Below are 446 nucleotides of genomic sequence, written 5' to 3'. Positions count from 1 at the left end.
TCCTGGATGTTGGCGGCGCCGCCCGGCACCGCCGCGACGATGCCGTCGATCTCCTGCTGGCTCAGCTGCACCAGCGGCAGCATGTCCGGCGTGATCGCCTCGCAACCGTCGACGATGCCGTTGGCCGGCACCACCACGTCCACCGCGCCGCCGCCGGCGGCCAGCGCCGCGATGGTCGGCGTGCCGAACAAGGTGCGCACGTCGGTCTGCACGCCGGCCCGGCGCATGCGCTCAATCAGCGCCACCGCCAGCAGCGAATGGCCGCCCAGCTCGAAGAAGTTGTCGTGGCGGCCGACCCGCTCCAGCTTGAGCAGCTCGGCCCAGATCGCCGCCAGCGTCTCTTCCGTTTCGCCCTGCGGCGCCTCGTAGCCGCGCGCCGCGTAGGCTTGCGCATCCGGCGCCGGCAGCGCCTTGCGATCGAGCTTGCCGTTCGGCGTCAGTGGCAA

General features: G+C 72.2%; 1 protein-coding gene. It reads right to left on the bottom strand.

Annotation, left to right across the window (positions count from 1 at the left end; all coding sequences use genetic code 11):
* The coding region (locus tag RUGAMON1_RS32695; protein ID WP_445234432.1) for a phosphopantetheine-binding protein at positions 1-446 on the bottom strand (446 nt) is incomplete at both ends.

Origin of the sequence: Duganella rhizosphaerae, assembly GCF_040364205.1 — a bacterium.
Taxonomy (GTDB): Bacteria; Pseudomonadota; Gammaproteobacteria; order Burkholderiales; family Burkholderiaceae_D; genus Rugamonas; species Rugamonas rhizosphaerae.
The sequence above is the reverse complement of the archived record's forward strand: the minus strand, read 5'-3'. Positions and strand labels throughout refer to the sequence as shown.